Annotated in this window: 26 protein-coding genes; 17 read left to right on the top strand and 9 right to left on the bottom strand. The window is 65.1% G+C overall.

Translation table 11 applies throughout. From position 1 onward, the window contains the following. The first annotated feature begins 35 nt into the window (after positions 1-35). Positions 36-239 carry a dodecin family protein gene (locus CSC70_RS05000; protein WP_162455562.1) on the top strand — a complete coding sequence of 68 codons (204 nt, stop codon included), beginning with the start codon at positions 36-38 and terminating at the stop codon, positions 237-239. Here CSC70_RS05000 and CSC70_RS04995 read toward each other — a convergent pair. Beyond that, the gene (locus tag CSC70_RS04995) at positions 220-1,071 is read right to left on the bottom strand and encodes a kinase (RefSeq protein WP_162455561.1); all 852 of its coding nucleotides are present in this window, start codon (positions 1,069-1,071) and stop codon (positions 220-222) included. The genes CSC70_RS05000 and CSC70_RS04995 overlap by 20 nt on opposite strands. A 38-nt stretch (positions 1,072-1,109) precedes the next feature. Here CSC70_RS04995 and pdxH point away from each other — a divergent pair, with 38 nt between their 5' ends. From pdxH to CSC70_RS04940, 11 genes are all read left to right on the top strand, one after another. After that, positions 1,110-1,709 (top strand): pyridoxamine 5'-phosphate oxidase, encoded by a 600-nt coding sequence (gene pdxH, locus CSC70_RS04990; protein ID WP_162455560.1) that lies wholly within the window; start codon positions 1,110-1,112, stop codon positions 1,707-1,709. A gap of 181 nt (positions 1,710-1,890) precedes the next feature. Beyond that, the gene (locus CSC70_RS04985) at positions 1,891-2,445 is read left to right on the top strand and encodes an ECF-type sigma factor (protein WP_162455559.1); all 555 of its coding nucleotides are present in this window, start codon (positions 1,891-1,893) and stop codon (positions 2,443-2,445) included. Between the two features lie 87 nt (positions 2,446-2,532). Continuing rightward, positions 2,533-2,928 (top strand): hypothetical protein, encoded by a 396-nt coding sequence (locus CSC70_RS04980; protein WP_162455558.1) that lies wholly within the window; start codon positions 2,533-2,535, stop codon positions 2,926-2,928. A 225-nt stretch (positions 2,929-3,153) separates the two neighbouring features. Then, positions 3,154-5,757, top strand: coding sequence for a serine/threonine-protein kinase (locus CSC70_RS04975; protein ID WP_162455557.1), 2,604 nt, complete (start codon positions 3,154-3,156; stop codon positions 5,755-5,757). Between the two features lie 93 nt (positions 5,758-5,850). Further along, positions 5,851-6,438, top strand: a complete 588-nt coding sequence (locus CSC70_RS04970) for a hypothetical protein (protein ID WP_162455556.1) — start codon at positions 5,851-5,853, stop codon at positions 6,436-6,438. A 150-nt stretch (positions 6,439-6,588) separates the two neighbouring features. Next, positions 6,589-7,374 (top strand): hypothetical protein, encoded by a 786-nt coding sequence (locus tag CSC70_RS04965; protein WP_162455555.1) that lies wholly within the window; start codon positions 6,589-6,591, stop codon positions 7,372-7,374. Between the two features lie 15 nt (positions 7,375-7,389). Next, complete coding sequence (locus tag CSC70_RS04960; protein ID WP_162455554.1) at positions 7,390-8,127, top strand: hypothetical protein; 738 nt, start codon at positions 7,390-7,392, stop codon at positions 8,125-8,127. A gap of 104 nt (positions 8,128-8,231) precedes the next feature. After that, complete coding sequence (locus CSC70_RS04955; RefSeq protein ID WP_162455553.1) at positions 8,232-9,374, top strand: OmpA family protein; 1,143 nt, start codon at positions 8,232-8,234, stop codon at positions 9,372-9,374. Between the two features lie 34 nt (positions 9,375-9,408). Continuing rightward, positions 9,409-10,005 (top strand): hypothetical protein, encoded by a 597-nt coding sequence (locus CSC70_RS04950; RefSeq protein WP_162455552.1) that lies wholly within the window; start codon positions 9,409-9,411, stop codon positions 10,003-10,005. 34 nt (positions 10,006-10,039) lie between these two features. Beyond that, on the top strand, positions 10,040-10,900 hold the full coding sequence (locus CSC70_RS04945; RefSeq protein ID WP_162455551.1) for a hypothetical protein: 861 nt from the start codon (positions 10,040-10,042) through the stop codon (positions 10,898-10,900). Between the two features lie 394 nt (positions 10,901-11,294). Further along, positions 11,295-12,137, top strand: a complete 843-nt coding sequence (locus CSC70_RS04940; RefSeq protein ID WP_162455550.1) for a hypothetical protein — start codon at positions 11,295-11,297, stop codon at positions 12,135-12,137. A gap of 49 nt (positions 12,138-12,186) precedes the next feature. Here the strand turns inward: CSC70_RS04940 and CSC70_RS04935 are convergent, their stop codons facing one another. After that, positions 12,187-12,423: a hypothetical protein gene (locus CSC70_RS04935; protein WP_162455549.1), complete on the bottom strand. Its 237-nt coding sequence runs from the start codon at positions 12,421-12,423 to the stop codon at positions 12,187-12,189. A gap of 105 nt (positions 12,424-12,528) precedes the next feature. Here CSC70_RS04935 and CSC70_RS04930 point away from each other — a divergent pair, with 105 nt between their 5' ends. Then, the gene (locus tag CSC70_RS04930) at positions 12,529-14,742 is read left to right on the top strand and encodes a YadA-like family protein (protein ID WP_162455548.1); all 2,214 of its coding nucleotides are present in this window, start codon (positions 12,529-12,531) and stop codon (positions 14,740-14,742) included. Between the two features lie 19 nt (positions 14,743-14,761). Here CSC70_RS04930 and CSC70_RS04925 read toward each other — a convergent pair whose 3' ends face one another. Genes CSC70_RS04925 through CSC70_RS04915 form a run of 3 tightly spaced genes read right to left on the bottom strand, consistent with a single transcriptional unit; the run spans position 14,762 to position 16,760 of the window. Next, positions 14,762-15,232 carry a DUF4426 domain-containing protein gene (locus CSC70_RS04925; protein ID WP_162455547.1) on the bottom strand — a complete coding sequence of 157 codons (471 nt, stop codon included), beginning with the start codon at positions 15,230-15,232 and terminating at the stop codon, positions 14,762-14,764. Positions 15,233-15,246: 14 nt separating this feature from the next. Beyond that, a complete protein-coding gene (gene proC / locus CSC70_RS04920; RefSeq protein WP_162455546.1) occupies positions 15,247-16,068 on the bottom strand; it encodes a pyrroline-5-carboxylate reductase in 822 nt (273 codons plus the stop codon). Then, positions 16,065-16,760, bottom strand: coding sequence for a YggS family pyridoxal phosphate-dependent enzyme (locus tag CSC70_RS04915; protein WP_162455545.1), 696 nt, complete (start codon positions 16,758-16,760; stop codon positions 16,065-16,067). The genes proC and CSC70_RS04915 overlap by 4 nt, the downstream gene beginning before the upstream one ends. Before the next feature lie 96 nt (positions 16,761-16,856). On the opposite strand from CSC70_RS04915, the gene CSC70_RS04910 reads away from it, so the two are divergent. Next, positions 16,857-17,894, top strand: a complete 1,038-nt coding sequence (locus CSC70_RS04910; protein ID WP_162455544.1) for a type IV pilus twitching motility protein PilT — start codon at positions 16,857-16,859, stop codon at positions 17,892-17,894. Positions 17,895-17,948: 54 nt separating this feature from the next. After that, positions 17,949-19,082, top strand: a complete 1,134-nt coding sequence (locus CSC70_RS04905; RefSeq protein WP_162455543.1) for a PilT/PilU family type 4a pilus ATPase — start codon at positions 17,949-17,951, stop codon at positions 19,080-19,082. Between the two features lie 49 nt (positions 19,083-19,131). On the opposite strand, the gene scpC is transcribed toward CSC70_RS04905, so the two are convergent. From scpC to CSC70_RS04890, 3 genes are all read right to left on the bottom strand, one after another. Next, on the bottom strand, positions 19,132-20,649 hold the full coding sequence (gene scpC, locus CSC70_RS04900; RefSeq protein ID WP_162455542.1) for a succinyl-CoA:acetate CoA-transferase ScpC: 1,518 nt from the start codon (positions 20,647-20,649) through the stop codon (positions 19,132-19,134). 79 nt (positions 20,650-20,728) lie between these two features. After that, on the bottom strand, positions 20,729-21,271 hold the full coding sequence (locus CSC70_RS04895) for a DNA-3-methyladenine glycosylase I (protein ID WP_162455541.1): 543 nt from the start codon (positions 21,269-21,271) through the stop codon (positions 20,729-20,731). A 60-nt stretch (positions 21,272-21,331) separates the two neighbouring features. Continuing rightward, entirely contained in the window at positions 21,332-23,383 is a 2,052-nt protein-coding gene (locus CSC70_RS04890; RefSeq protein ID WP_162455540.1) for a TonB-dependent receptor, read from the bottom strand. 102 nt (positions 23,384-23,485) lie between these two features. On the opposite strand from CSC70_RS04890, the gene CSC70_RS04885 reads away from it, so the two are divergent. Together CSC70_RS04885 and CSC70_RS04880 are read left to right on the top strand one after the other, a co-directional pair. Further along, the gene (locus tag CSC70_RS04885) at positions 23,486-23,893 is read left to right on the top strand and encodes a MerC domain-containing protein (RefSeq protein ID WP_162455539.1); all 408 of its coding nucleotides are present in this window, start codon (positions 23,486-23,488) and stop codon (positions 23,891-23,893) included. 134 nt (positions 23,894-24,027) lie between these two features. After that, positions 24,028-24,204: a 30S ribosomal protein THX gene (locus CSC70_RS04880; RefSeq protein WP_162455538.1), complete on the top strand. Its 177-nt coding sequence runs from the start codon at positions 24,028-24,030 to the stop codon at positions 24,202-24,204. A 102-nt stretch (positions 24,205-24,306) separates the two neighbouring features. Here the strand turns inward: CSC70_RS04880 and CSC70_RS04875 are convergent, their stop codons facing one another. Continuing rightward, on the bottom strand, positions 24,307-25,659 hold the full coding sequence (locus CSC70_RS04875; protein WP_162455537.1) for a chloride channel protein: 1,353 nt from the start codon (positions 25,657-25,659) through the stop codon (positions 24,307-24,309). Between the last annotated feature and the right edge of the window lie 22 nt (positions 25,660-25,681).

Genomic DNA, 25,681 nt, shown 5'->3' with positions numbered 1-25,681 from the left:
CCGGCGCATCGCCGCCACACGTAAGGAGACACCGAATGTCCATCGCCAAGATCATCGAAGTCAACGCTTCCTCCGCCAGCAGCGTCGAGGACGCGGTCAAGTCCGGGCTGAAGAAGACCGCCGAGACGGTGAAGGGCATCAAGGGCGCCTGGGTCAACGAGATCAAGGTGGTGACCGACGATGCCGGCAACGTGCAGGAATGGCGGGTCAACCTGCGCATCACCTTCGTGGTGGCGTAAGGCCTCCGTCGTCCAGCGGTCGCCGTCGCGCGTCTAGGCGGACGACGCGGTCGGCCAAGGCCGGCAGGGTGCGCAAGGCCTGCCGGCTGACCCGTTCGTAGTGCTGCACGAAGCGCTGGAGCTGCGCCTGCGACATCCCCGGACGTGACGGATCGGCGGCCTGCAGGCCCTGTTCCTGCTGCCAGCGCCATTCCGGTACGACCTCGAAACCTGGTGGTTGCAGGAACAGCAGGCGGTCGATGAGGTTCCACAGCGGCGGATAGTCGCGCGCCAGCGCCGTGTTGCAATGGTGCCGCCAGCGACCGTCGGCGTCCTCGTCGCGCTCCAGTGCGTTCAATGGCGTGGCCAGCGCTGGATCCGGTTCGGCCGGGGTGGCGAGGAACCAGCCCTCGAAGATCACCAGATCGACACCCGCATCCATGCGCGGCCAGCGCTCAGGCGGCAGGCGGTCGTCGGCCAGCTTGTCGAATCGCGGCAGGCTGGCCGGTTGCCGCATGCGGAGGGCTCCCAGGGTGTCCATCGCCAGGGTCAGATCGTGCGTTCCGGGCGGCCCCCGGGTAGCCAGCAACGGATGCGCCTGTTGCGCCAGCTGCAGCCGCTCCGCACGGGTCAGGTAGAAGTCGTCGATCGACACCATCGCCGTGCGCAGACCGGCGCCGGTTGCGGCTGCGGCCAGTTGCGCGGCTAGCGTGGACTTGCCGCTGCCCTGCAGGCCGCTGATGCCGAACACGGGTGCGTGTCCGTCGGCCGCCGTCGGCAGTTCGCGCAGCAGGGACTCGACCAGCGCGGCGGGGAACCCCGCAGCGGAAGGTGGGTGCGTTGCGGACGTCATCGCGCGACAATAGCGCAAACCCCCGCAGGCCAACCGCCATGACCGAGTTGTACACGGAAGCCCTGACGACCTTTGCCGAACTGTTCGAGGAGGCCAAGGCTAGCCACGAGGCCGAGCCGAACGCAATGACGGTGGCGACGGCCACGGCGGACGGGCGCCCTTCCGCGCGCATCGTGCTGTTGAAGGCTTTTGACGCGCGCGGTTTCGTCTTCTATACCCATACCGGCAGCCAGAAAGGGCGCGAACTGGCGCAGAATCCACAAGCGGCGCTGCTGTTCCTGTGGCGCACCTTGCGCGAGGCCGGCATCCAGGTGCGGATCGAAGGCAGGGTGGAGCCGGTCTCGGATACCGAAGCCGACGCGTATTTTGCCTCGCGTCCGCGGCTGAGCCAGATCGGTGCCTGGGCCTCGCATCAGTCGCAGCCGCTAGGCTCGCGTGAGGAATTCGAGCAGCACCTGGTGCAGGTCGAGGCCCGTTTCGAGGGCAAGCCGGTGCCGCGGCCATCGGGCTGGAGCGGCTACCGGGTGGTGCCGCAGGCGATCGAGTTCTGGTACGGCGCCGAATTCCGTCTGCATGAGCGCTGGCGTTATCACCGAGATGATGGTGGTACCTGGCACAAGCAGATGCTGTTTCCCTGAGTTGTTTGCAGCGTACGGCTGAGGAAAGGCGGTTTGTGAAGCGCATCGGCATTTCAGGCAAGTCTTTGTGTTTTCGCTGACCTCGGGCGCATCCCGCTGCGATATGCTTCAGTAGTCACGAGCGGCCGGAAGAGGCTCCGGCTGCGACGCGAATGGCATGGGGTAGAGCGGGCAGGAATTGATGGACGAGAACGCCACCGGCGACATCACCCTGTTATTGCGGCAGGCCGCCACCGATGATCCGGACAGTCTGTCCCGGGTCTGTGGGTTGCTGTACGCCGAGTTGCGCAAGATTGCCCGCGGTATCGCCCGCGGTGGGCAGGACACGCTGACCCCGACCGTGCTGGTCAACGAGGCCTACCTGCGTCTGTGCGGCAACGAGTCGCTGAATCTGGAGAGCCGCAAGCATTTCTATGCCACGGCCGCGCAGGCGATGCGCTGGATTGTGGTCGATCATGCGCGCAGGGCGCAGACCGGACGCCATGGCGGTGACTTGGTTCGGGTCGAGCTGGAGGACAACCTGCTGCAGGAGACCCGTCCCGAGGAAGTGCTGGCCCTGGACGCGGCGCTGGACCAGCTGCAGAAAATCGACCCAGCGAGGCGCGAGCTGGTCGAACTGCGTTTCTTCGCGGGGCTGGATTATGCCGAGCTGGCGCCGATGCTGGGTCGGTCCGAGCGCACGCTGAAGCGTGAGTGGGCGGCGGCCCGAGCGGCGCTGCAGACATTGATGGAGTAGTGGGCATGGCCCGCTTTTGCACCGCGCATCGAATGTCTTTGTTGGGTCCGGATGCAATTCGCCATCCGGTCCGAACCGGAGATTCGAATGAGCGTAACTTTCTTCCGTCGCCTGGTTCTGGTTGCTATTTGCGCCATTGCCGTCGGCCAGACCGATGCAGTGCTTGCCGACGGCAAGGCGACCAAACGACCGGCACCGGTGCGGCCAGCGACCAGCTCGAACGGCTGCGTGGTCGATCCGATCTTCGGCTTTTCCAAGACCGGAGGATTCCGGATAAAAGACCGGGCAAAGGATTCTGCCATCGATGACTGGAAGAAGAAGGCCAAGGAGAAATATGGGCCGGATTTTTCCAAATGGAAGCTTGCCAATCCGTATTCGAAGCGGATTGAATGCAGTACGTTTCGGGCACTTGGGAAACAGCATACATGCAAGGTCGAGGCGCAGCCATGCGATGGCTCCGGGACCTGGTTGTACAAAGATTGAATCCACGCGACAGTCTGGGGCAATGATCGAGGGCGATCGATGACGGACACACGGGAACCGTCGAAGCATTGGCAGGCCGCGCTGACATTGGTCGAGCGGCTGATGGATCTGCCCGAGGCCGAGCGGCAGGCCGAACTGTATGCGCCCGACGTGCCGTCCGAGGTGCGGGCGCTGGCCGAGCGGATGCTGGCGACCGAGCATCGTCCCAGCGTGCTGGATTCGCCGTTGCCGTCGCTGGCCGCCAGCGCTGGTGAAACCGCCGCCTTGTCTGGCCGCCAACTGGGGCGCTGGCTGCTGACCGATCTGCTGGGCAAGGGCGGCATGTCGGTGGTGTATCGCGCCCGCTCGCTGCAGCCGCCGGCAGGGCAGAGGGCGGCAGTGAAACTGCTGTCGCTGGCCGCAGCCACGGACGAGGGCAAGGCGCGCTTCGCCCGCGAGATCGACATCCTTGTGCGATTGAGCCATCCCGGCATCGCGCCGGTGCTGGACGCCGGCGTGGCCGAGGACGGCACGCCCTGGTTCGCGATGGCGCTGGTCGAAGGCATCGACATCGAAACCTGGTGTCGCGAGCAGGGGCTGGATACGGCACAGCGCGTCGAGCTGTTCCTGCAAGTCTGCGACGCGGTGGAATACGCCCATCGGCACTTGGTCATCCATCGCGACATCAAGCCGTCCAACGTCCTGGTCGATCACGAAGGCCGGGTGGTGCTGCTGGATTTCGGCATTTCGCGGATGCTGGAAGAGGGCGCCAGCGAGCTGACCGGTACCGGTATCTATGCCCTCACACCGCGCTACGCGGCACCGGAACAGCTGCATGGCGGAGCCATTACCACCGCCACCGACGTCTACGGCCTAGGCAGTCTTTTGCACCAGTTGTTGGTCGGAAAGCCGCCACAATTCCCCGAAGACGTTGCCGACGCCGAATGCCGCGATCCTGCCGTGCTGCTGGATCGTGAGAACGATCGCGCGCGGCGCAGGCTACTGGTCGGTGACCTTGGTGCGATCCTGAAAAAGGCGCTCGCCCGTGAACCGGTCCGGCGCTATCCCGGCGCGGCCGAACTGGGCGCAGATCTGCGCGCGTGGCAGGCTGGCAGACCGGTGGCCGCGCATCATGACAGCGGCTGGTACCGCTTCGGCAAGTTCATTGCGCGCCACCGACTGGCAGCTTCGCTGACGACCGCCTTGCTGCTCGCCTTGGTCGGAGGCATCTGGATGTCGTTGGTACAGCGCGCCGCCGCTCTTGCCGCCGTCGAACAGGCGACCACGGCGGAAGCCTCGGCGCAACGGCAACTGAAATTCCTGCAGGAACTCTTGCTGTCGCTTTCTCCTTCCAGGAACATGCCGACCAACATTCCGCGGAAGCAATTGCTGGCACACGCCGAATCCGAAGCGCACCGGCAACTGGCCGACGATCCCTCGACGCTTGCCGACGTACTCGTCTCGCTGGCGACCATCCACTCGCAGGCGGGCCGCAACAAGGAGGCGGTCGCCCTGCTGGAGGAAGCCAATCGTCTCGCGCCTCCCACCGCAGGCGACATCGACAGCCTGCTCCGGGAAGCCCGACTGATCGCTGCGCGACTGGTCCTCAAGCCACGCACGGACTGGGCAGCGGAAATCAAGCGCCTCGCCGAAATCGAGAATGCTGTCTCCCATGCTCGCCCTGGCAGCGGCGATCACCTGTCCATGGTGTCGTGGCTGACATCCGCCCTGATCGGCGCTTCCCGCTACGACGAGGCCGAAGCGGCGAATGCGCGCGCATGGGCGTTGTGTCCCGGCGCCGGCAAGCGGTTCTGCACGGCCATTGCCGTGCGCGAATCGGACATCCTGTGGAACGCGGGCAAGACTGCGGCATCGGTCGCGAAAAAGGACGAACTCTGGCGCCAGCCGGACTTGGAACAGTCGCTGTCGGCGGACGAGTACGATACCTTCCTGATGCGGTATGCGCTGGCACTGGAGGGATTCGGGCGCTTCGACGATGCATTGGCGCTGACGGACCGGATCCTGGAACGCCACGCCCGTTTCTATGCTGGCCCGACGGTCACTTCCATCAATGCGCTGAATGTCAGGGCCCTGAGCCAGTACCAGCTCAACCGCCTGGACGAAGCGCTGGCCACGATCGACCGCGGCATCGCGGATGCGGTCTCGATCGAGGGCAAGGCGTCCGTGCGTGCCGTCAATCTGGGGGAGGTGCGCATCCGGATCCTGCTGCGCATGGGCCGGAAGGACGAGGCCAACGCCGCGGTCGAGGACCTGCTGCCGCGGATGCGCGCCATCTACGGAAACGACAATGCCCGGGTGCTGACCCTCACCCGCCACAAGGTCGCGCACCTCGCCGACACCGGCCAGCTTCCCGAGGCCATCGCGCTCATGCGCGACCTCGTCGCACGCATGCGCAAGAGCAAGCCCGCCGGCAGCCGACAGCTCGCACAACTGCAGATCGCACTGGCGCGCCTGCTGATGCGCAGCGGCGATCCACGGGCCGCCGATGCGCAATATCTCGCCGCGCGGCCCGCCTATCTCGACGCGAACGGCAAGGACACGGCCGAATCGCTGGTCCTCGATGCCGAACGCGGCGTGGCGATGGCACAGCTCGGACGGCCCGAGGAAGCCTCCGCCATGGTGCTCGGCGCGCTGTCCGCACTGCGCAAGGACCACCGCGACACCTCGAATTACGTGACGGTGCTGATCAAGGCGATTTCCGGCAAGTGCAAGGGACCCGACCGGGAGGTCTGCGAAGCGCTGCGTGCTGAAGGCTGGGAGGTGATCGCACGCGACGTCCCAGCGCAACGACGGCTGTTCGGCAAGCTCAGGGAGGCCATCGGCACCTGACACGGCGCACCGGCGTGGCCCGTTTCCCGTCGAACTTCGAATGTCTGGACAAGCGGTCTTTGCAGCCGCGCCACGATTCGAGGAACTCGCGCCATGCATCGTCATATCCGCATCGCCACCGTCCTGCTGCCGTTGGCCATGGCCCAGGTGGCCATCGCCCAGGTTAGTCAGCCCACCCTGGTCAAGCCAGTCAAGCCAGTCAAGCCTGTCATTCCAGCCAAGCAGGTGACCCCGCCCAACGTGCTCAAAAGGCCGCCATTGTTCAAGCCTGGCGAATGTCTGGGACCGGACCCGGCCATTACCGAAGTGGGCGTGCAGCGCCTGCGCCGTACCGCCGACGGGAAATACTATTTCGATGTATTCGCCACGGTACGCAACCTGGGCAAGACCGCCTGGTCGTCCGGTACGGGTCAGCAGAGCCTGACCATTCGCGTCAACGGCCGCAATTTGCCCGGCATCGACTTCACCTCGCTCGAGCCCGGGCAGGAGCGCGGCCAGGTCGATGACCAGGAACGCTGGGCGCCCTACAACAATCTCGCCAATACCGTGACCGCGTCCATCACCTACGACCCGGACATCTACGCTGACGGCAACAAGGCCAACGACGACTGCAACCCCGGCAACAACCAGAAGACCCTGAGCAGCACGGAGGTGATCCGCCTGCTGCAATCCGGTCGCTGATCGCGGGAAGCGCCGGGAGCCGGATTCCCGCGCGCAGATGAAGGTGCGCGCATGCCTTCGTTTTCGCTCGCTTGGCCCGTTTCCCGCCGAATTTCGAATGTCTGTACAAGCGGCCTTCGCGGTCGCGCCACGACCCGAGGAGTTCGCGCCATGCGTTGTCATGCCCGCATCGCCATCACCCTGCTGCCGCTTGCCCTTGCCGCAGTGCCGGCCAGTGCCATTGCCCAGCAGCTGCCGCAGAAGACGCTCACACCGCAGGCGACACGCGCCATCCAGTCCAGCCAGATCAGCTCGACGCAGGTCGAGTTGCCCGCCAGTCACAGCGGCGTGCGCGTACCGGCACCGCCGAAAACACTGGCGCTGCCCAAGCCGCCGCCGCCCAGCGCCACCCAGCGGCGCAAGTTGCTCGCACTGCGCGATTGGGGCCTCAATGTCGGTGCCAGTGCATTGAAGCCGTCCTATCTGCTCACGCCGCAGCAACCCTATTTGGCCAATGGGGCGGTGATGAGCGTGGTCAGCGATCGCGGCACCACGATCGACTATGCCTCCAAGGAGGGGCTGCCCTATGGTTCGATCAAGCTCCTGGCCGTCGACTCGATGGTGATCTTCAAGGATATCCCCGCGACGCCAAGGGATTGGTTGCTGGTGGAGTGCTATGAGGCGGGCGATGGCTACCATTATCCCGACGGCTTTGACCTCACTGCTTCGGTTACGCATCCCAACTCGCCGACGCCTGCCTACATGCAGGGAAGGTCATGGCATGGCAGCGCGTACGACGACAACCAGATCCGGGGCTATACCCGGCACGTGCCGCCAGGGGGAGGAATCGTCGGCTTCGTGTTGGTGCCCAGTACGCAAAGCAAACGCACGATCACGCTGAAGCGCAGGCCGGTATCCACCTTCGGTGGCTGCGAAGTCACCCCGGTCAACCCCTGAGTCTAGGAGTCCGCCATGCATCGTCATGTCCGTATCTGCGCAACAGTGCTGTCCCTCGTTATTGCCCTGGCATTGCCGGGCGCCTTCGGGCAGGTGGTGAAGAGCCCGCAATCCCTCACGCCACGGGCGGCACAGACCATCCAGTCCGCGCAGATCCGGCCTCCCGCCGTCGGCAGCGGCGTGAAGGTGCCGGCGCCGCCGAAAACGCTGATGTTGCCCAAGCCACCTCCGCTCAGCGCCACCCAGCGCCGCAAATTGACCACGCTGCGCGCGTGGGGTCTGAATGTCGGCGCCAGTGCATTGAAGCCTTCCATCTTGTTGGCGCCACAGCAGCCTTACCTAGCCAGCGGTGCGCAACTGATGATGATGGGTGGCGGCGGCCAAATCGATTACAACTCCAGCGAGGGCATGCCGTATGGCCAGATTGCAGGTGCTCGCTCGATCCTGCTGGCAAACTTGCCTGCGGCCCCGAGAGACTGGTTGTTGCTGGAGTGTTATGTGGAGGGGGAAGGGAACCTGGTGGCCATGGATTCCTATGTACGTTCGCCGCGTGGCGAATATGGGAGTTCGACCGGCGGTACGGGTCGTTGGCAACCCTTGCCTCCAGCGCCGGGCAGCCTGGTCAGCTTTGTGCTCGAGCCGAACACAAGTCGTGAGCGCGCCATCCAACTGATTCCCGTAAGCGGAAGCAGGGGAGCGGGCGGTAGTGGCTATCGTTACGGCGGCTGCGAGATCACCCCGGTCAATCCCTGAGCGGAACACAGTGCCGCCGCGCCAGCGTGGCCTGTTTCCCACTGAATTTTCGAATGTCTGTACAAGCGGCCTTCGCGGTCGCGCCACGATCCGAGGAATCTGCCATGCACCACCGTGTCCGTATTGCCGCCTTCCTGCTGCCGTTCGCCATCGCGCTGGCCGCACCATCCACGGCGTCGGCGCAGAGCTGGCTCGATCGGCTGAAGAAGATCGCCGAAAACGCCGCCAAGAGCGAAGTCGAGCAGAAGGTCGACGAGCAGTCGCGCAAGGTCGCGCGCTGCGCGCTGGGGGACGAGGAGTGCATCAAGCTGGCCAGGCAGCAAGGTCAGGAAGTCGAGATTTACGATGACGGCTCGGGCGCCGGCTATTCGGATTCAGCTGGCGGTGCGGTCGCATCCGTCGATCCGGGCGGGGACCACCCGCTGATCACGCCGTACCAAGGATCCAAGCGCAAGGAGCGCAAGTATGACGACTACAACGAGTACTACCGCATCGTCGGCTGGAAGGACAAGGTAAACCTGACCGAACGCCTGGAAGGCACCCTGACCCGGTTGAAATACAACAACCCGAAGGGGCGTTCGACCTTCGAGGTCATCAGCAACTATCGCAATGCCTTGGTTGCGCAAGGCTTCCAGGTGGACTACGAGTGCGTGAAACGCGAAAACTGCGGCACTACGGGTTCGACGACCAAGGGTTCGCCGGGTTGGGGCGAGATCAACGGCATGAACCTCGGCATCGGCGGCGATGTACGCTATTTCACCGGCAGGGTCGGTTACGGCGGCGGAACCGCCTATGTCTCGGTCGGGGTGAATCCGAGCATCGCCTACGTGCACGTGCTGGAAAGCGCGGCGATGGATACCGGCATGGTCGGGGTTTCCGCCGACGCGCTGGCCGCGGGCTTGGCCGCAAGCGGCAAGGTTACCCTGGACGGAATTTTCTTCGATACCGGCAAGGCCAGCCTGAAGGCCGAATCCGATGCCTCGCTGGAACAGGTCGTGATCCTGATGGGCCAGCAACCGCAGCTCAAGCTGCTGGTGGTCGGGCATACCGACAGCACCGGCAACGCGGCGACCAACATGAAGCTGTCGCAGCAGCGCGCCGACAGTGTGCGCAAGGCGCTGATTGCGCAAGGCGTGGCCGCCACGCGATTGAGCGCGCAAGGCGTCGGCAGCAGCGTGCCGGTGGCCAGCAACGACACCGAGGACGGCCGCGCGCAGAACCGGCGGGTGGAACTGGTCAAGCAGTGATGCCTGTCTTTAACTTCAGGACCACGGAGTCGACATGAAGACCAAACTCCTGCTTGCCCTGTTGCTGTTCGGATCGTTGCTGGCCTGCGGCAAGCAGGCCACGCCAGAGGCGGACGTGTCCCCCGCCAAGGTTGCAGATGTCGGGAGCGATGGCGCAGCGCGTCCGCAAAGTGGTGACTACTCCGACCTGTTCTCGCTGGCCGAAGGGGCTTGCCCGTTCCTCTCCACCGAAGAGGTCGCGGCTGCGCTGTCCATCCCGGCGGGCAATGTTGAAGCGGATGGTTGCCGCTATGTGATCAACCTGGTCGATGGCAGCAAAAGCCCGCTGCTTTTCCGTACCGGCGAGATGGCCCGAGCCGAAGTCCGGCGTGCAATCGACGACATGCGCAAGGACCAGACCGGGCTGCTGTCGGCCGTGCCGGATGCGACCGGTGACAACGTTCTGGCCATGCACAAGCCGCGGGGCTGGTTGTTCATCTACAACCCGGACTACGACCGGTATTTCCGGCTGAGTTTCGACACGCTGGTCTTCGGCGCCGCCAACAAGAGGGTGACGGTGACCGACCGCAAGACGGCCGGAGAAAACGCACAGAAGGTGGCGAACGCGTTGATCGCCAAGTACCGCAAATAGACAGGTGCCCGACTGGAGGCGCAGGAGGAGTCGAATGGAATCCATGCAGTCCCGAACCCAGGTTTGCTTTCTGGCGACGATCCTGGCGCTGCTGTTGCCCGTGTTCGCCAGTGCACAGGAAAAATCGCCTGCCGTAAAGCCGGTGTTGAAAAGCAAGCCATTGGCGGGTCGGCAGATTTCCAGTGAACTGAAGCCGGCACCGCCGACGCAGTCCACTTCGCCCGAAGACGCCTCGCCTGCCGTGGTACACGTGCGAACGCGCACCGACCCGGACTTCAACCTCGCCATCAGCGGGTTGGCCGTGCCGGCGGCGAAGATCAAGAACCACAAGATTCAGGCATTTTCCATCGGTGCGAAGGTCAGCAACCGGGGTCGGATGCGCTGGGGCTTCGACGATGCGGTCCTTTTCAGGCTGGAGCGGGGGCGGCCGGTCGCTCGCAGCTCGAGCTGGCTGTCCGGCTGGCTGTCCGGCGTCTCCCACTCGACGGCGGTGATCGGAAGGTCGCAGTCGCAGACGCCGGCCTGGGAATCGGCTCATGTCGAGGGCGCTGGCGTGTCCAACGTTGCCGGAGGGCTGGCGCCGGGGCAGCTCGTGACGATCAATGCCGTACTCGAACATTCGCGCGCCGAGCGCATTTCGGTTCGCACCCCGTTGGGCTCGGCAACGCTGGCGCGCCGTCAGGTGACGCAGCCCCTGAACCTGGAAACCAACCGCTATTACACGCTGATCGCCGGCATCAGGGCCCGCGACGATGCAGGTACCGAGGACAACCATCTCGGTTACGTCTTTTTCGTGAACGACGCCGGGGTCGTGTCCGAAGGGCAGGTGTTCACCTTCGATGCCGGCGGCAGGGTCGTGTACGGCAACCCTGCATGGATGCCCCGATCCCGCTAGATGGACGGTTGATATCGCGTGTCCCGGGTCACATGGGGTGTCGGCAGGGGATGCGATCACTGTGGCAGTTCCACTCGGCGATGCAACTTGCGTCGGTGGGCAGGAGAATTTCGATGAAGACACATGAAGGCCGCAACCTGTCCACCCGTGGCATCGTGACGGGAACGCGGTCGTGAGGCGTGGCCTCGCCATCGTGCTTGGCTCCGGCGCATTGCTCGTTGGTGCTATGGCACTGGCATGGACCGGGGTGATTCCGTTGCCTGCCGGCGTGCGTGATTGGCTTGGGGATCCGGAACACCGCCCGACCCTGCTTGCGAGCACGGACGACTCTGCATCAGCTTCGGCGACGGATACGGACGGCGCGGGTGAGGGTGTCGACCCGAACGATGCAGCGATGCGCAGCTACCGCGAGGCATTTGCCGCTGCCAGCAGCTTTTCGCCCAATCCGGACGAACCGATTGGCATCTACAAATTCGACCTGGCCATTCGCGAGCATGTCGATAGTCACCTCGCCAACGGCGAAATCAACTATTACGTCAATACTGCCGATGGCAGCATCGGCCTGTTCGACCTCGAGAGCATAAGGCAGGCGATGGGCGGGCAGGCCATTCCCGGCGTCACCTACGAATTCGCCGTACTGCGCGGTGCCGGCAACGCGCTGATGTGCGGACAATCGGTCGAATACGGTAAAGCCTGCATCCAGGCCGGCGGCGATGCGACTCCGGGTGCGACCAACTGGTCGCTGGACTACGGCAACATGAACGAATTCCTGCGTAGTGTCGCGAACACCCCGCCGACGGCGATGGCCACGCCGGTTCCGAATACCAGCGACATGCGCGGGACTGCTTACGAAGGCAGCACGATGACGCTGTGGTACGACAACGTGCCCAGCACCGTGCCGACCGAGCAGCCTTGGCTCGGATTCTGCTCGGGGTTGTTCAAGGACTACCTGGCCCAGGTCAACCGCGTGGCCCGCTACGTCGTGCACGAGGGGGCCGACACGGACGGCGGCGACATCACCTGCCAGCTGCTGGACTTCCGCATGCAGCAGCGCAGCTTCGATACCGGTAGCTACCCATTGGTCACTGCGTTTACCACCCAGGGCATCGAGGAATCCACGGACATCGGTCGCCGGGCGATGCGCGGCGAAATGTCGTGCGAGCAACTCGCCGAGGAAATGCGTGAATTCGCACGCAAGCGTGGCCTGCCGGTCCCGGACGACACACCCTGCAAATAGCTGGGGTGCGCTGCAGAAGCCGGACAGTCCGGGATGGTGATCGGGCCGATCACTGACCTTTTGTCACTGCGGTGGCCCGCTTTGTAGTGATTTGTCGAATGTTCTCAATGAAGCCAGACATCCGTCGTGGCATCAAGGATGGGTCATGCGCAGCAACCATGCGGTTTGCTTGCGGCTTCGCCATGGCTGCATCGGCGGTTTCTTTGGCAGCAAGTGCAACGGCGGTTGCAAAAGCGATAACAACAGCAAGCGAATGACCAGCACGGGCCTGGCGTGGCGCATGCATGCCGTGCCCTGATCCGGAAGTTGTTCCATTGCACGACCGAACCCTAGAGGCGTGCATGCGTCATTGGGTCGCCCACAACACGATACGAACCGAAGGGAAATGAATATGAAGATACGACTGCGATATCCCGCGCCATTGGTCTTTGCAATTCTCGCGGCCTTGGGCTTTTCCGCGCCGGCGTGGGCGGTGGATGCGCCTTGCCCGGATGCCGGCAGTACAGATCGGGGCAACGAGGACGGAACCGACAACACGACCTGCGATCTTTCGGCAAGCGCCTACGGGCAGAACAATTCCGCCTCAGGAACCGTGGCGGTGGCGTTGGGCAACTACAACCTTGCGACCGGGGCATCGTCCAGTGCCGTGGGCTACGCCAATGAAGCCGATGGGCTTCGGTCGGTGGCCATCGGCAGTTTCAACCAGACCGCTTCCCAGGATGCCTCCGCCGTCGGTGCGCGTAACACGGCCAGCGGGTTGTCCAGTTCGGCTTTCGGTTTCAACAATCAGGCGACCGACGCGCGGAACAACGCATTCGGTTACAACAACCAGGCCGGGGGCAGCGCCAGCAATGCGTTCGGAATCAGCAACACGGCCGGGGGCAGCGCCAGCAATGCGTTCGGCAATAGCAACACGGCCAGCGGGGGTTCCAGCAGTGCGTTCGGCTATCGCAACACGGCCAGCGGAGGTTCCAGCAGTGCGTTCGGCAGTTACAGCAAAGCCAGCGGCGATTACAGCAACGCGTTCGGCAGTTACAGCATAGCCAGCGGCGAACGCAGTAGCGCATTCGGAACAGTGAGCGCAGCCGCCGGAAACGGCAGCGTGGCGGTGGCGGGCTGGTGGGACAGGAATGGCGACGGCGCCATCAATGCGGACTTCGATGCCGATGGCGACGGGATTCTTGACGCGAGCAGCGAGACGGGCTATGCCGCCGGCACCAGTGCGGTGGCGGTAGGTGCGGGTGTGGTGGCGCTGGGCGATTACAGTAGCGCGTTCGGGGTGAGCGCGCGGGCCGAGGCGGACTACAGCACTGCAATCGGCTATAGCAACGAGGCCAGCGGATATTCCAGCAGCGCGTTTGGCCTTCGCAACACGGCCAGCGGTGTTTCTAGCAGTGCGTTCGGCTTTAGCAACGAGACTAGTGGAGAATTCAGCGGCGCGTTCGGCTATAGCAACGAGGCCAGTGGAGAATTCAGCGGCGCGTTCGGCTATAGCAACGAGGCCAGCGGAGATTCCAGCAACGCGTTCGGCCTTCACAACACGGCCAGCGGAGATTCCAGCAACGCGTTCGGCAGCTACAGTATAGCCAGCGGCGAACGCAGTAGTGCATTCGGAACAGTGAGCGCAGCTGCCGGAAACGGCAGCGTGACGGTGACGGGGTGGTGGGACAGGGATGACAGCGGCTCCATCAATGCGGACTTCGATGCCGATGGTGACGGGATTCTTGACGCCAGCAGCGAGACGGGCTATGCCGCCGGCACTAGTGCGGTGGCGATGGGTGCGGGCGTGGTGGCGCTGGGCGATTACAGCAGTGCGTCCGGGGTGAACGCGCGGGCCGAGGCGGACTACAGCACTGCTATCGGCTATGGTGCGGTGGCCGATCGCGAGGGCACGCTGTCGGTAGGTAGTTCCAGCAGCCTGACCCAGATTACCTATGTCGCCGCCGGAACCGAGGCCACCGATGCGGTCAATCTGAGCCAATTGCAGGCCGCATTGGTCGATGCCTATGCCTACACCGACACGCAGATAGCTGGTTTGACGACGGGGCTTTCCGAGCCGGAGGTGCAGGCCATTGCCGACAATGGTGATGCGGCGACGGCTGCCGCCAGCCGGACATATGCCGATACGGGGGATGCAGCCACGCTGGCTTCCGCTCAGGATTATGCGGATGCCGGCGATTCCGACACGAAGGCGGCGGCGGAAACCTATGCTGACAATGGCGACGCGAGCACGCTGAGCGCGGCCAATGCCTATACCGATACGCAGGTCGCGGCATTGACCGGTTTCGATCCGTCGGCCATCAACGGACGGCTGGATGCGCTGGATGATCGTTTCGACCAGGTCGAACGCCGTCTGGGGCAGCAGGACCGGCGGATCGACCGCCAGGGTGCGATGGGCAGCGCGATGCTGAACATGGCGATCAACGCTGCCGGCACGCAGAGCCCGCGTGGACGGATCGCGGTCGGCGCCGGCTGGCAGGGAGGCGAGAGCGCATTGTCGGTGGGCTATGGCAAGCGCATCGGCAAGACCGCGACGTTCAGCCTCGGCGGCGCTTTCAGCGGCAGCGAAAAGTCGGCGGGTGTCGGTTTCGGCATCGACCTGTAGCGGCCAGGGCTTTTCGGCCTCAGAAGCTGCGCTGGAACTTCACCGTTTCGGTGCGGCCCTCGTGGCGGATCCGCGCCTCGATGCGATAGGTGTCGTGCGGGTCGATGGCGAATGTGCCGATATGGTCGACGTAGTCGCCGGTGCCGGCGGCGCGGAGCTCGACTTCCTGGCGCCGGCCCTGCAGGTCGACGACCACGGCTTCGACCTGGCCGTCGGCCGCGATTTCGTCCTCGGCTTGCGCCTTGCGTAGTGCGATCACCAGCAAGGCGGTGCCGGCGTCGCGTTGCACGCCGTATTCGCGGGCGACGGCTTCGTTCATCGACAGCGTCGGCAGGGCGTTGTAGCGCACGCGCAGGTCGCCGAACTCGGACACCGACTGCGTCGGCGGCACCGGCTGCGCGGGGCGAGGCTGTTCGCTTTCGGAGCAGGCGGCCAGGGCCAGCAGGAACGCCAGCGCGGGCAGGCGTGGGGACAGGGACGGAATGCGCACGGATATCTCCCGGTTCAATCGTTGGCTTGCGACAGTTCGCGGCCGCGCCGGGTGGCTGCGGCGATGGCATCGGCGACCAGTGCGGCGAAACCGCCGGCTTCGAAAGTCTCCACGGCGGCCTGGGTGGTGCCGCCGGGGGAGGTGACGCGGCGACGCAGCTCGGCCGGGGCTTCGCCAGTTTCGGTCAGCATGCGGGCGGCGCCGAGCAGGGTCTGCAGGACCAGGGCGCGGGCGGTGTCGGCGGGCATGCCCTGTTCGCGGGCGGCGGCTTCCATCGCTTCGGCCAGCAGGAAGGCATAGGCCGGACCGCTGCCGGACACGGCGGTGACCGCGTCGATCAGGGCTTCGTCGTCGACCCGCACGGTCTGGCCCGCCCCGGCCAGCAGGGCTTCGGCGCGGCGATAGCCGTCCTCGCCGGCCAGTGCGTTGGCATACAAGCCGGTGATGCCGGCGCCGAGCAGGGCCGGGGTGTTGGGCATCGCGCGTACGACCGGCAATTGCGTCCCCAGCCAGCGCTGCAATTGCCCGGTGGTGATCCCGGCGCCGATCGAGACGACCAGCGGCCGCGCGGCGCCGGCTTGCGGCGCCAATGCTTCGCAGACGGTGCGCATGACCTGCGGTTTGACCGCCAGCAGCCAGGTCGCGGCACCGGTCACGGCGTCGTCGGCGCGCTCGAAGGTGTGGATGCCGAAATCGTCGACCAGGGCTTCGCGCAGGGCCGCCTGCGGTTCGGCGACGCGGATCGATGCGGCCGGCATGCCGCCTGCGATCAGGCCGCCGATCAGGCTGCGCGCCATGTTGCCGCCGCCGACGAAGGCAATCGGGTCGGTGCTCATGCGGGGATTCCTTGTGGTTTGGGCGGGCGGGCACCGAACAGTGCGGTACCGATGCGCACCATTGTCGCCCCTTCGGCGATGGCCACGGCGAAATCGTCGCTCATGCCCATCGACAGGGTGTCGACCTGGCGATGGCGAGCGGCCAGGTCGTCGAACAGTTCGCGCATGCAGCGGAAGGCCGGGCGCCGGCGCTCGATGTCGGCATGCGGAGTAGGGATGGCCATCAGTCCGCGCAGGCTCAGGCCCGGCTGGCCGGCGATCGCGGCGGCCAGCGCGTCGACCTGCTCCGGCCGGCAGCCGTGCTTGCCGGCCTCGTCGTCCACGTTGACCTGGATCAGAACCTTGAGCGGTGGGCGGTCGACCGGGCGCGCCGAGCCCAGTGCGGTCACCAGCTTGGGCCGGTCCACGGTCTGTACCCAGTCGAACAGCTGGGCGGCTAGTTCGGCCTTGTTGGACTGCAGGTGGCCGATCAGATGCCACTCCAGCCCCAGTCCGGCCAGTTCGGCAACCTTGGCCTGGGCCTCCTGCACGTAGTTTTCGCCGAAGGCGCGCTGCCCGGCAGCGGCCAGCGCGGCGATGTCGGCCGCCGGTTTCAGCTTGGAAACGGCCAGCAGGCGGGGCACTGGCCTGTGCGCGGCTTTTGCTGCGTTATCAAGGCGTTGCAGGGTCTCGCTGAGGGTGCCGGCGAGCATGTTCCATCAACCGTTGGATATCGTGGCGGGGGCGCTATACTGCCGCGAGGGGCCAAAGGTTTCCAAATTTTCGCGGCATCTGGGGGAAAGCGACACATGGATATTGCCGAACTGCTGGCATTTTCGGTCAAGAACAAGGCATCGGACCTGCATCTGTCCGCCGGCCTGCCGCCCATGATCCGGGTGGACGGCGACGTGCGCCGGATCAACATTCCGGCGCTGGACCACAAGCAGGTCCACGCGCTGGTCTACGACATCATGTCGGACAAGCAGCGCCGCGACTACGAGGAATTCCTCGAGGTCGACTTCTCGTTCGAGATCCCGTCGCTGGCTCGCTTCCGCGTCAACGCCTTCAACCAGAACCGCGGCGCCGGCGCGGTGTTCCGCACCATTCCCTCGGAAGTGCTGACCCTGGAGGACCTGGCCTGCCCGCCGGTGTTCCGCCAGCTGATCGAGCAGCCGCAGGGCTTGATCCTGGTGACCGGGCCGACCGGCTCGGGCAAGTCGACCACTCTGGCGGCGATGGTCGACCACATCAACAAGAACGAATACGGCCACATCCTCACTGTCGAGGACCCGATCGAGTTCGTCCACACCTCGCAGAAGTGCCTGGTCAACCAGCGCGAAGTGCACCGCGACACCCACGGCTTCAACGAGGCGCTGCGTTCGGCCCTGCGCGAGGACCCGGACTACATCCTGGTCGGCGAGTTGCGCGACCTGGAAACCATCCGCCTGGCGCTGACCGCGGCGGAAACCGGCCACCTGGTGTTCGGCACCCTGCACACCAGTTCGGCGGCCAAGACCATCGACCGCATCATCGACGTGTTCCCCGCCGGCGAGAAGCCGATGGTGCGCTCGATGCTGTCCGAGTCGCTGCGTGCGGTGATCTCGCAGGCGCTGCTCAAGCGGGTCGGCGGCGGTCGCATCGCCTCGCACGAGATCATGGTGGCCACCCCGGCCATCCGCAACCTGATCCGCGAAGACAAGGTGGCGCAGATGTATTCGGCGATCCAGACCGGCCAGCAGATGGGCATGCAGACGCTGGACCAGAACCTGCAGGACCTGGTCAAGCGCAGCCTGATCACCCGCCAGCAGGCCAGGGAATACGCCAAGGACAAGCGCCTGTTCGAATAAGCCGACCACTGCCGGCGGGCTGTCGCCGCGACGGCCTCATACAGAGGAATTCCAATGAGCACCATTGATTTCACCTCCTTCCTCAAACTGATGGCGCACCAGAAGGCCTCGGACCTGTTCATCACCGCGGGCATGCCGCCGTCGATCAAGGTGCACGGCAAGATCTCGCCGGTGACGCAGACGCCGCTGACGCCGCAGCAGTCGCGCGACCTGGTGCTGAACGTGATGACGCCGGCGCAGCGCGAGGAGTTCGAAAAGACCCACGAGTGCAACTTCGCCATCGGCGTGGCCGGCGTCGGCCGCTTCCGCGTCAGCTGCTTCTACCAGCGCAACCAGGTCGGCATGGTGCTGCGCCGGATCGAGGCGCGGATCCCGACGGTGGAGGAATTGAACCTGCCGCCGATCATCAAGACGCTGGCGATGACCAAGCGCGGCATCATCATCTTCGTCGGCGCCACCGGCACCGGCAAGTCGACCTCGCTGGCGGCGATGATCGGCTACCGCAACCAGAATTCGACCGGCCACATCATCACCATCGAGGACCCGATCGAGTTCGTGCACAAGCACGAGGGCTGCATCATCACCCAGCGCGAGGTCGGCATCGACACCGACAGCTGGGACGCGGCGCTGAAGAACACCCTGCGCCAGGCCCCCGACGTGATCATGATCGGCGAGGTGCGCACCCGCGAGGGCATGGACCACGCCATCGCCTTCGCCGAAACCGGCCACCTGGTGCTGTGCACGCTGCACGCCAACAACGCCAACCAGGCGATGGACCGCATCATCAACTTCTTCCCGGAAGATCGCCGCCAGCAGTTGCTGATGGACCTGTCGCTGAACCTCAAGGGCGTGGTCGCGCAGCAGCTGATCCCGACCCCCGACGGCAAGGCGCGGCGGGTGGCGATGGAGATCCTGCTCGGCACGCCGCTGGTGCAGGACTACATCCGCGACGGCGAGATCCACAAGCTCAAGGAAGTGATGAAGGAATCCACCAACCTGGGCATGAAGACCTTCGACCAGAGCCTGTTCGAGCTGTACCAGGCCGGCGAGATCAGCTACGAGGACGCGCTGCGCCACGCCGACTCGCAGAACGAGGTCCGGCTCAAGATCAAGCTGTCGCAGGGCGGCGATGCGCGGACCCTGGCGCAGGGGCTGGATGGGGTGGAAGTGGCCGAGGTACGCAACTGAGAAGCGCCGCGGCGCGGTTGTGGCCGATGCCGCGGCAGACGGCAGCCCCTCAGTTCGCCTTCATGCTGCCGGTATCCAGCCAGCGCTGGTGCCAGGACAGCGCCTCGGGCAGCAGGTGGGGCGTGTGCCGTCCGTAGCTTTCCCGGCAGGCGCGGTCGAAATAGTCTTCCAGTTGATCGCGGTAGTCCGGGTGTGCGCAATTGTCGAGCAAGGCGCGGGCGCGTTGCTTGGGCGACAGCCCGCGCAGGTCGGCCAGCCCCCGCTCGGTGACGATGACCGCCACATCGTGTTCGGTATGGTCGACATGGCTGACCATCGGCACGAGGGAGGAAATGCTGCCGTTGCGCGCGGTGCTCGGGCTCAGGAATACCGAAAGATAGCCGTTGCGGGCGAAATCGCCGGAGCCGCCGATACCGTTCTGGATGCGTGAGCCCATGATGTGGGTGGAGTTGACGTTGCCGTAGAGGTCGACCTCGATCATTCCGTTCATCGCGATGCAACCCAGCCGGCGCACCAGTTCCGGATGGTTCGATATCTCCTGCGTGCGCAGGATGATGCGTTCGCGGTAGAAGCGGATGCCGCGCTTGAATTCCTCGCTGGCAGCCGGGCTCAGCGCGAAGCCGGTGCATGAGGCGCTGGCCAGGACGCCGGACTTGAGCAGGTCCAGCATGCCGTCCTGGATGACCTCGGTGAAGGCGTGCAGGCCGCGCAGTCCGCTGTTGCCGAGTCCGGCCAGCACTGCGTTGGGGATGTTGCCGACCCCGGATTGCAGCGGCAACAGGTTGGACGGCAACAGGCCGTGCTTGACCTGATGGCCGAGGAACTCGATGAAGTGTCCCGCGATCCGTTCGCTGGTCGCGTCGATCGGGGCGAAGGGGCTGTTGCGATCCGGCTTGTCGGTCAGCACCACGGCCACGACCTTGTCCGGATCGCAACGCAGATAGGGCTCGCCGATACGGTCGTCGGACTTCACCAGCGGGATCGGCTTGCGCTGCGGCGGCAGGGCGGTGCCGTAGTAGATGTCGTGCATGCCGTCGATTTCGGCCGGCTGCCACTGGTTGACCTCGATGATGACCTTGCGGGCAAGGTCGAGCCAGGTCTTGTTGTTGCCGACCGACGTGGACGGGACCAGGCGGCCGTCTTCGCGGATCGCAGTGGCCTCGACGATCGCGGTGTCGATGTCGCCGTATATGCCGAACCAGGTCTGCTGCGCGACCTGGCTCAGGTGCATGTCGATGTATTCCAGCTGGCCGTCGTTGATCCGCTTGCGCGCATCCGGGTCGGACTGGAACGGGAGCCTCAGCGAAATGGCGTCGGCCTTGGCCAGTGCGCCATCGAGTTCGGGCGCGGTCGAGGCACCGGTCAGCACCTTGATCCGGAACGGGGTACCCGCGGCGTGCGACTGCTCGATGCGCGCGGCCAGCGCCAGAGGCACCGATTTCGGATAGCCGGAACCGGTGAAGCCGCTCATCGCGACGGTTTCGCCGGGCTGGATCAGGGTTGCCGCCTGTTCGGCCGAGACAATGCGCTCGCGCAATTGCGGATGCAGGATTCGGTCTGATGACATGATCGGGGAAAAGCGTGGGGGAAGCGGATTATCGCGGATACGCCAGTGACGCGAAACAGGATCCGTCCGCAGGGTCGGCTCACTTGCGCGTTCGCATCCACGGCGGCCGCTGCTTCGCGGCGCGGCGGAAGGCGGGGCAGTCCTCGCGGTGCGCGCCGGGCAGGTAGCCCAGGCTCATCAGGAATTCGCCGGTGATTTCGCCGCCGGTGAAACGGAAGGTCCGCTTGAACAGCTTGACCCAGTCGGTCTTGGGCAGGGGATGGTGCGCATCCAGCCAGTCGGCAAAGCCGCCGTGGCTCTTGCGCAGGCCGCGGATGACCTGCGCGTTGTGGATGGCGGCGTCGATCTTCAACCGGTTGCGGATGATGCCGGGGTCGGCCAGCAGGCGCTGGCGTTCGCGTTCGCGATAACTGGCGACCTTGTCGACGTCGAAGCCGTGATAGGCGGCGCGGAAGCCCTCGCGCTTTTTCAGGATGGTTTCCCAGCTCAGGCCGGCCTGGTTGATCTCCAGCAGCAGGCGTTCGAACAAGATGGATTCGTCGCGCTGCGGAAAGCCGTATTCGCGGTCGTGATAGGGACCGTGGACCGGATGGCCTGGGGCGAAGTTGCAGTATCCTGACATGGGGTCAGGTTACCGCGAAGTGCCGCACCATAGCCGTCGCCCGGTGCGGCACTGGCATCGTCAGAAGAACACGCGCACGCCGAAAGCGAAGTTGCGATCCGGCAACACGACCGAATCCTTCAGGAACGAGGTATGCACGCGCGCGGTTTCGCCCGTGAGATTGTTCCCGTCCAAGAATACTTCCCAGGCGAGCTGACTGCCGGCATCGCCATGGTAGGCAAGGTGCGCGTCGACCAGCGTGTAGCCGTCGGTCGGCGTTTCGTTCTCGGCGACCCGGTCCTGTTGTGCATAGCGGACTGCGCCAAGACTGGCCCGCCAGGCGTTTGCCTGCCAGCGCAGCTGCGCGCCCAGGCGACCGGGCGCGATGCGCGGCAGATCGCCACCATCCCGCAGCGAACCGCGCACGCTGTCGCCGTAGATGCGCAGATCCCACAGGCCGCTGTCATTGTCGGCCAGATGGAAAGTGGCTTCGCCCTCGAAGCCGAAGAACTTGGCATCGGCCTGCGTCCATTGCCGGATTGGTAGATATTCGTCCTCTTCGTCGAAATACCATTCATCGCCGGTGTCGACCAGATAGACGAAGTCGTCGAATCGGTTGTAATAGGCGGACAGCTTCGCGTCCATCAACTCGGACTTGTACTGCACGCCCAGCTCCAGCTGGTTGGCTTTTTCCTCGGTCAGGTCGGAATTGCCGATTTCATAGGCGAGGGTGGCCAGGTGCGGACCGTCGGCGAACAGCTCTTCTTCGGCGGGAGCGCGTTCGGCGTGATCCAGGTTGGCAGTCAACCGCCATTGATCGTCGATGCGCCAGCTGCCGGCCAGCGACAAACTGATGGGAGTGAAGTTGCGCGCCGCGCCTTCGGCGGGATTGGATTTGACCTTGTCCACGCGCAGGCCCGCATCCAGCTGATAGACGTTCCAACTGCGGCGTGCGATGCCGAACAGGCCGTAGGCCCGGGTTTTGGTCTCGGGTACGAACGATTCCTCGCCGATGGCGCGGAATGTGGTGTCGCTGGCCTGCGCACCGATTGCGCCATTCCAGTCCGGCCCCCAGGAGAAGGCAGCCTCCACGCGACCTTCGTTGGCGTTCTTCTGGAACAACGTGCCGACTTCGTCACCTTCGAATTCGGTGTGCTCGTAGCTGGTGTGGCCGAGACTGTAGCGCAGGCCGCTCCCGTCTCCCCATGGCGAAGTCAGCCCACCTTTCAGGTCATAGCGGTCCTGGCGCATGCGGATCCAGACGCCGCGCTCGCCTTCGGCAAGGTTGCCCGGTTCACCCGGGTTACCGTAATCGTCTTCGAACCGAGATGCAGAGACGCCGACGAATCCCCAGTCACCCAGCAATGAAGCGCCCAGCGCACCGGTCTTGGTGTCAATGAAGGTATTGGCCTGCTTCCCGTCCGGCGTGTCGTAGTCCTTGTTGTTGCGGTACACGCCGTCGGCATGCACGGCAAAACCGTCGGAGCCGCCATCGACGCGGAACATGTCGGTATTGCCGTCGTTGACGGTCTCGAAGCGCATTTCGGCACGGCCGCTGAATCCACCTTCGATCGGAGTTTCCGGAATGCGTCCGTCGACGATATTGACCACGCCGCCGATAGCGCTGCTGCCATAGAGCAGGGTGGACGGGCCTTTCAGTATTTCGACCTGATCGGCAAGGAAAGCCTCCACCGCGGGAGCATGATCCTGACTGACCGTGGATACGTCGCTACTGACCATGCCATTGCTCAGCACGGCCACGCGGGGGCCATCCAGGCCCCGAAGTATCGGCCGGCCGACGCCAGGACCGAAGTTGGAGCTCTGCACGCCAGGCAGACTGGAGATGGTTTCGCCCAGAGTGGCGGCACGCTGTTCGTCCAGACGCTCGCCAGCGAGTACTTCGACCGGCTGACTCAACGCTTCGGCGCTGTCACGCAACGGACTTGCGGTGACCACGATCTTGTCGAGGTCCTTGACGTGCCGATCCACTTTCTTAGCATGCCGGGTGTCGCTGGTTGGGGCCGCATTCATACTTTCCTGCGGGGCGACCTGCGCCCAGACTGTGGAACTGACGGCCAAGGTCGTGGTGATGGCAAGGAATAGCTGGCGGTGCAGTAGCGGAGTCTTGTTCATGGCGAGGGATTGGGGCCTTGGAGAGGGAGACGGCAATACGTTTAATGTTATAATATATCCGACATGGTGATCTGCAACCCTCCCGGAAGTCATACTCGCGGCATGTCTTCCCGTCTTGGCTCATGGCTCGACCGGTTCGGCGCGACCGGCTCGCTGGTTTGCGCGATCCACTGCGCGCTGTTACCGCTCCTGATCACGGCGATGCCGGCGTTGGGGGTTTCCAGTTTGCTGGGCGAACGCTTCGAGCAGGCCTTCATCCTGTTCGCGAGCCTGTTGGGCCTGTTCAGCCTGACCTTGGGTTATCGCCGCCACCGCGCCTTGCAGGCATTGGGGTTGTTGTTGCCGGGCCTGACCGCCTTGTGGCTGGCGGCGCTGTATCCGCCACTGCATGTCTCGCAACTGCTGCACGGCGTGGTCATGGCTCTGGGTGGTTTACTGGTTGGGCTGGGTCACATGGTCAACCTGCGGCTCAGTCGCCGCCATGTTCACGGCGTGGATTGCCCGCGCTGAAACCTGGCTGTGTAAACGGCAGGGCCGCTGCGGCGGCCTTGTGGTAGGCTTGCCGCCCCTCAGCGGCGCTCTATCCAACGGGTTCTGACGCGCCGCGGGACACTTTTTCCTACCTTTCGCAGGAGCAGTCAGACATGGGCAAGGGCGACCGCAAGACCGCCAAGGGCAAGCGTTACAACTCCAGCTACGGCAATGCGCGCAAGCAGGCCAGCGCTACCGCCGTGGTCGCGGCGACGGGCGCGGTGAAGAAGCCGGCTGCCAAGGCGCCGGCGAAGAAGGCGGCCAAGAAGACCGTGGCCAAGGCCGGCTGAGATTCGCTCGGCAATGCGGTCAACCGGAACGCGGCGGAAACGCCGCGTTCCGCGTTTTGCAGGATCCATTCATCGACGAGCGTGTCTTCGCCGACGCCGCGCTCAGGTCGCGGCTGATCCTTGCGTCGGAGGTGGCCCGTCGTCGCCGGTCGGTACCGCTGCGGCGGCCAGCAGGCGTTGGGCCATGGCCTTGTAGATCGGGGTGCGGCAGACCAGCGAGGACATCGCGCGTGCCAGCAGCACCACGGCCAGGATCGGCAGCAGCATGTCGCTGCTGTCGGTCAGTTCCATCGAGATCACCGCCGAGGTCAGCGGCGCCTGGGTCACGCCGGCCAGATAGCCGGTCATGCCGAGCAGGACGAAGGCGCGTGGATCGACCTGCGGCATCAGCACCGACAGGTTGTGTCCCAGCCCGGCGCCGACCGCCAGCGCCGGCGAGAACAGGCCGCCGGGGATGGCGGCCGCCGAGGACACCAGGTTGGCCGCCAGTTTCATCAGGCCGAATTCGTGGCCGACGACCGCATGTCCCTGCACCAGGCTGCGCGCCTGTTCGTAGCCGGTGCCGAAGGCGCCGACGCCGAAGGCCAGTCCCAGCAACGCCAGCAGCAACCCGCAACCGGCGGCGAACAGAATCGGATGCGCGTCTCGCAACCGGCCCAGCCAGCGCGGCTTGCCGTCCATCGCCGCCAGCGTCGCGCGACTGAAGCCGCCGCTGAGCAGGCCGCAGACCACGCCGCACAGCAGCACTGCCAGCCAGCCGGTTCCCAGCGGCAGGGCGGCGCTGACCGTACCGAAATAGGTGTAGTTGCCGACCAGGCCCAGCGATACCACGCCGCCGACGATCACCGCGGTGATCAGGGTGCCAGAGAAGCGGTGCTCATAGCGGTCGCTGAGCTCCTCGATGGCGAACACCACCCCGGCCAGCGGGGTATTGAAGGCGGCGGCGATACCGGCCGCGCCGCCGGCGAGCAGGAAGCGGGTGGCCTCGTGCGGATCGCGGAAACCGAACCAGCGACCGACCACGTACATCAGGCTGGCGCCGACATGCACGGTGGGGCCCTCGCGCCCGACCGACGCGCCGCCAAACAGCGCCAGCACGGTCAGCCCCAGCTTGCCGGCCGACACGCCAAGCGAGAGGTTCTTCGACTGGTAGTCGCGGTTGGGGCGGTCGATGGCCGCGATCACCTGCGGAATGCCGCTGCCGCGGGTCGGTTTCAGCCAGCCCAGCGTCAGCCAGCTGAGCAGGGCGAACACCGCCGGCGTCAGCAGCAGCGTCCACCACGGCGATGCCGCGTAGATGCGCATGAAGCCGCCGAACGCCGCATCGCCGGCCTTGGCGAACAGCAACGCGGCCAGCGCCACCGCCACCGCGCCGCCCCACAGGGCCAGGCGCCGTTTCCACTGTTCGCGCGACCACAGGAACTCGTGCGCGGAACGGGGCAGGGGGGAACGCATGCGCGCATTGTCGCATGCCGCA

The sequence above is a fragment of the Pseudoxanthomonas kalamensis DSM 18571 genome, from assembly GCF_010211745.1.
GTDB classification, from domain to species: Bacteria; Pseudomonadota; Gammaproteobacteria; order Xanthomonadales; family Xanthomonadaceae; genus Pseudoxanthomonas_A; species Pseudoxanthomonas_A kalamensis.
This window is presented reverse-complemented; position numbering and strand designations above follow the sequence as displayed.

Bases quoted from the DNA above. Each gene is read 5' to 3' on its own strand.
- pdxH (WP_162455560.1), top strand. From the start codon at position 1,110: ATGACCGAGTTGTACACGGAAGCCCTGACGACCTTTGCCGAACTGTTC.
- CSC70_RS05000 (WP_162455562.1), top strand. From the start codon at position 36: ATGTCCATCGCCAAGATCATCGAAGTCAACGCTTCCTCCGCCAGCAGC.
- CSC70_RS04895 (WP_162455541.1), bottom strand. From the start codon at position 21,271: ATGTCAGGATACTGCAACTTCGCCCCAGGCCATCCGGTCCACGGTCCC.
- CSC70_RS04955 (WP_162455553.1), top strand. From the start codon at position 8,232: ATGCACCACCGTGTCCGTATTGCCGCCTTCCTGCTGCCGTTCGCCATC.
- CSC70_RS04875 (WP_162455537.1), bottom strand. From the start codon at position 25,659: ATGCGTTCCCCCCTGCCCCGTTCCGCGCACGAGTTCCTGTGGTCGCGC.
- CSC70_RS04890 (WP_162455540.1), bottom strand. From the start codon at position 23,383: ATGAACAAGACTCCGCTACTGCACCGCCAGCTATTCCTTGCCATCACC.
- CSC70_RS04930 (WP_162455548.1), top strand. From the start codon at position 12,529: ATGAAGATACGACTGCGATATCCCGCGCCATTGGTCTTTGCAATTCTC.
- proC (WP_162455546.1), bottom strand. From the start codon at position 16,068: ATGAGCACCGACCCGATTGCCTTCGTCGGCGGCGGCAACATGGCGCGC.
- CSC70_RS04905 (WP_162455543.1), top strand. From the start codon at position 17,949: ATGAGCACCATTGATTTCACCTCCTTCCTCAAACTGATGGCGCACCAG.
- CSC70_RS04945 (WP_162455551.1), top strand. From the start codon at position 10,040: ATGGAATCCATGCAGTCCCGAACCCAGGTTTGCTTTCTGGCGACGATC.
- CSC70_RS04970 (WP_162455556.1), top strand. From the start codon at position 5,851: ATGCATCGTCATATCCGCATCGCCACCGTCCTGCTGCCGTTGGCCATG.
- CSC70_RS04885 (WP_162455539.1), top strand. From the start codon at position 23,486: ATGTCTTCCCGTCTTGGCTCATGGCTCGACCGGTTCGGCGCGACCGGC.
- CSC70_RS04880 (WP_162455538.1), top strand. From the start codon at position 24,028: ATGGGCAAGGGCGACCGCAAGACCGCCAAGGGCAAGCGTTACAACTCC.
- CSC70_RS04960 (WP_162455554.1), top strand. From the start codon at position 7,390: ATGCATCGTCATGTCCGTATCTGCGCAACAGTGCTGTCCCTCGTTATT.
- CSC70_RS04980 (WP_162455558.1), top strand. From the start codon at position 2,533: ATGAGCGTAACTTTCTTCCGTCGCCTGGTTCTGGTTGCTATTTGCGCC.
- scpC (WP_162455542.1), bottom strand. From the start codon at position 20,649: ATGTCATCAGACCGAATCCTGCATCCGCAATTGCGCGAGCGCATTGTC.
- CSC70_RS04965 (WP_162455555.1), top strand. From the start codon at position 6,589: ATGCGTTGTCATGCCCGCATCGCCATCACCCTGCTGCCGCTTGCCCTT.
- CSC70_RS04935 (WP_162455549.1), bottom strand. From the start codon at position 12,423: ATGCATGCGCCACGCCAGGCCCGTGCTGGTCATTCGCTTGCTGTTGTT.
- CSC70_RS04910 (WP_162455544.1), top strand. From the start codon at position 16,857: ATGGATATTGCCGAACTGCTGGCATTTTCGGTCAAGAACAAGGCATCG.
- CSC70_RS04940 (WP_162455550.1), top strand. From the start codon at position 11,295: ATGCGCAGCTACCGCGAGGCATTTGCCGCTGCCAGCAGCTTTTCGCCC.
- CSC70_RS04950 (WP_162455552.1), top strand. From the start codon at position 9,409: ATGAAGACCAAACTCCTGCTTGCCCTGTTGCTGTTCGGATCGTTGCTG.
- CSC70_RS04915 (WP_162455545.1), bottom strand. From the start codon at position 16,760: ATGCTCGCCGGCACCCTCAGCGAGACCCTGCAACGCCTTGATAACGCA.
- CSC70_RS04985 (WP_162455559.1), top strand. From the start codon at position 1,891: ATGGACGAGAACGCCACCGGCGACATCACCCTGTTATTGCGGCAGGCC.
- CSC70_RS04995 (WP_162455561.1), bottom strand. From the start codon at position 1,071: ATGACGTCCGCAACGCACCCACCTTCCGCTGCGGGGTTCCCCGCCGCG.